The sequence below is a fragment of the Stenotrophomonas sp. 05N423 genome, assembly GCF_056397145.1.
The window spans coordinates 1-3,306 of sequence record NZ_JBFTMV010000021.1 but is presented as its reverse complement, the minus strand read 5'-3'; the positions used below and the strand labels follow the sequence as shown (position 1 = coordinate 3,306).

Annotated in this window: 4 protein-coding genes; 1 reads left to right on the top strand and 3 read right to left on the bottom strand. The window is 68.1% G+C overall.

What is annotated here, in order from left to right; all coding sequences use genetic code 11:
- The 3 genes from AC1DGW_RS16765 to AC1DGW_RS16755 all read right to left on the bottom strand — a co-directional run.
- Positions 1-845, bottom strand: an 845-nt coding sequence (locus AC1DGW_RS16765; RefSeq protein ID WP_478025177.1) for an STN domain-containing protein, incomplete at its 3' end; no start/stop codon positions are given.
- A 66-nt stretch (positions 846-911) separates the two neighbouring features.
- On the bottom strand, positions 912-1,964 hold the full coding sequence (locus AC1DGW_RS16760) for a FecR family protein (RefSeq protein WP_478025175.1): 1,053 nt from the start codon (positions 1,962-1,964) through the stop codon (positions 912-914).
- Positions 1,961-2,524: an RNA polymerase sigma factor gene (locus tag AC1DGW_RS16755; RefSeq protein ID WP_478025173.1), complete on the bottom strand. Its 564-nt coding sequence runs from the start codon at positions 2,522-2,524 to the stop codon at positions 1,961-1,963. The genes AC1DGW_RS16760 and AC1DGW_RS16755 overlap by 4 nt, the downstream gene beginning before the upstream one ends.
- 159 nt (positions 2,525-2,683) lie before the next feature.
- On the opposite strand from AC1DGW_RS16755, the gene AC1DGW_RS16750 reads away from it, so the two are divergent.
- A partial coding sequence (locus AC1DGW_RS16750; RefSeq protein ID WP_478025171.1) for a TonB-dependent receptor plug domain-containing protein occupies positions 2,684-3,306 on the top strand: 623 nt, incomplete at its 3' end.

Genomic DNA, 3,306 nt, shown 5'->3' with positions numbered 1-3,306 from the left:
AGCATGGCCTTGCCGCCCCAGCCGTTGCCGCCGTCGCGGGTGGTGGAGGCCGAGGCCTCGAAGGCGGCGCCGAAGGCATCCAGGTCGGGCTTGCGGGTCAGGGTGCGGACGGTGCCGCCCATGGAGCCTTCGCCGAACAGGGTGCCCTGTGGCCCCTTGAGGATCTCCACCCGGTCGATGTCCCAGGAACGGACCTCCGGGTACCAGGGCACGGTGACCCCGGTGAAGGGAATGTCATCCAGGTAGTAGCCGTTGTCGTTGCCGCCCAGCGAACTGGACACGCCGCGGATCTGCACCTGGGTGAAACCCATGCCGTTGTCGACCGAGCCGGCGCCGGGGGTCATGGCGATGATCTCGGCGACCTTGGTGATGCCCATGGCGTCGATCTGCTCGCCGGTGATGGCGGTCATCGCGATCGGCACGTCGATCTGCCGCTCGTCGCGCTTGCGGGCGGTGACCCGCATGCCGACCATGCTCAGCACCGTCGGCATGTCGGCGGTCCGTTGCACCGCCGCAGGCGCAACCGCCTCCGACCGGGCTGGCTGCGGCTGGATGCTGACCGCATCGGCGCCCAGCACGCTGTAACCGCATCCCGAGCCGGCCAACAGCCGCTCCAGCGCCTGCCGCGGCTCCAGGTATCCGCGCACCACCGGGACCTTCTGCCGTCCCACGCAACTGGAGAACACCTGTATCCGCGACTGTCTGGAAAAATCGATGAGGGCCGCGTCCAGTGTCGGCCCCGCGATATCGAACTCCACCGCTCCGGACAGTTCCCCCGGCGCGGCAAGCGCCATGCCGCAGCCGCACGCGCCCAGCGACGCCAGAAGCCTCCGGCGCCACGCCATCACCGTCTCCCGTTGTCCGGTCCAGCGGCCGATGCCGTGCCTCCTACTCGTGGTGCGGATGCCGCGTCATCGTTCGACCTCGTCCGCGCGCGGTTCCAGCACGATGCCGTCCGTGGACCGCACGACGTCCAGCGAGAAGGCCCTGGCCATTCCCTCCAGCCAGGCATCGACATCGCGGGTCGACCAGCGCCCCGTCACCGGACGGTCCGCCAGCGAACCATCGCCCAGGGTCACCGGTATGGCCGAGTAGCGGTTCAGATCGGCGACGACGTTGCCCAGCGGTTCGCCGGCATACACCACGTTGCCGTCCATCCAGGCCAGGGCATCGCGCGCATCGACGGCATGCGGCGCACTCAGGCCGCCCGCGGTACCCAGCGCGGTCTGTTGCCCGGCGACGAGCTGTACCGTCTTGCGTCCGGCCATGTCGGGGGAGACATCGTTGACCTGCACATGTCCTTCGGTCACCGTGACGGCGACGCCCGAGGCCCGCTGTTCGACCGCGAAGCGTGTTCCCAGTGCCTGCGCGATCAGCCCGCCGGCACGGACCTCGAAGGGACGCGCGGCATCCCTGGCGACGGAGAAATACGCCTGTCCGGCGACCAGTTCGAGCTGCCGCCGCGCCGGGCCGATCTGCACGCGCAGCTGGCTTCCGGGTCCCAGGTCGACCTGCGAACGATCCTCCAGGACGTAATGCCCCCGCTCGCCCCTGGCGGTGGCATAGACCTGGACCGCATCGGCAGCGACGCCAACGCGGTCGAGCACCTGCATCGCACCCAGTCCGATGCCCATGCAGGCGACCGCAGCCGCTGCGGCCCACCGCACCCATCGCCACCGCCCCGTGCGTTGCGCGGGAGATGGCCGCGCACGCTCCTGCACGACAGTCGCCCCCTCGCCACGCGACAGCCGCGATGGCGGCAGCAGGTCTTCCGGCAATCGCGCAGCGGCCTGCCACATCAGGCTGACGTCGTCGAAGGCGCGGGCATGCTCGGCGGATGCTTCCATCCACTGGTTCCACTGCTCGATCTGCTCATAGGAAAGATCCTCGTCCTGCAGCCGCACGACCCAGTCGGCGGCCTGCTCGACGATCCGCTGGCGGGAAAACCCATCCTGGTTGTTCATCGTCCTTCCTCCCCGATCCCGTCCAGCCTCGACTGGCACAGGGCCAATGCCTTGGCCAGATAGATCCTCACCATGCGCTCGGTGACCCCGAGGCGTTCGGCAGCCTCCCTGAAACTGTATTGCCGGAAACGCACCAGGCGGAAGGCTTCGGCGCAATTGGGCGGCAGTTCCGCCAGCAACGCCGGCAACTGCTCCAGTATCCGCGTCGCGCGCAACGAGCGCTCCGGATCCGATGCCGGATCCGGCCACAGCCCCAGGTCGTCCGGCTCCGGCAGTTCGGTATACGCCCGGCGCCGCAGCATGTCGGTGGCCAGGTTCTGCGCGATCTTGAACAGCAGCGCGCGGTGGTAGCTGGCGGTCTGCTCCTGCCCAAGGTTGAGCAGCCGCGCATAGGCCTCCTGGGCGATGTCGCGGGCATCTTCGTACGACCCCAGCCGCTGCTGCAGCGAGCGTATCAACGCCTTGTTGAAATTGCGTACCAGCGCTTCGGCCCCCGTCGGCGCTGCGTCGGTCCGGGAGTCGTGCGGTTCGCCCGTCAGGGAATGTTTGTGGCCGTCCATATCTGCTTATACGAAGCAGGAGGGCAAAACTGAAATGCCATCGCAACGCGGGAAGATTGCAAGAGAAACATTTCCGGAAGCGTCTCCTCGTTCGTAGAGGAAGTTACAGGGCAATGACCGTCCTGTGCCATCCCGATGACGAAAACGAGGACTGCAACCGTGAATTCCCTTCCGCACGCCAGAGTCAGGACACCCGCCCCCCGCACCCGCCTGAGCCAGGGCATCCTGCTGTGCCTGGCCACGCTGATCGCCGTCCCGGCGCTCGCCGACGAATCCAGCACCTCGCCCCAGCAGGGCGAAGCCACCAACCTGGGAGCGGTGAAGGTCACCGCCCGCAAGCGCGACGAGCGGCAGATCGACGTGCCGATCGCGATGACCGCCATCACCGGCGAGCAGATCGACGCCATGGGCATCACCAAGGTCGCCGAGATCATCGCCATGACTCCCGGCGCCGGCTCGGTCGACAACGGCGGCGGCTTCACCCAGGTGCAGATCCGCGGTGTGTCCAGTTCGCTGGGCGGCAACGACAACGGCTACTACCTGGACGACATTCCCTTCACCGGCGTCACCGTGCCCTGGTACCCGGAGGTCCGTTCCTGGGACATCGACCGGGTGGAGATCCTCAAGGGGCCGCAGGGCACCCTGTTCGGCGAAGGCTCCATGGGCGGCACCGTCCGCACCCTGACCCGCAAGCCCGACCTGGATGCCTTCGGCGCCGCCTTCGAGGCCTCGGCCTCCACCACCCGCGACGGCGGCAACGGCTGGGGCGGCAAGGCCATGCT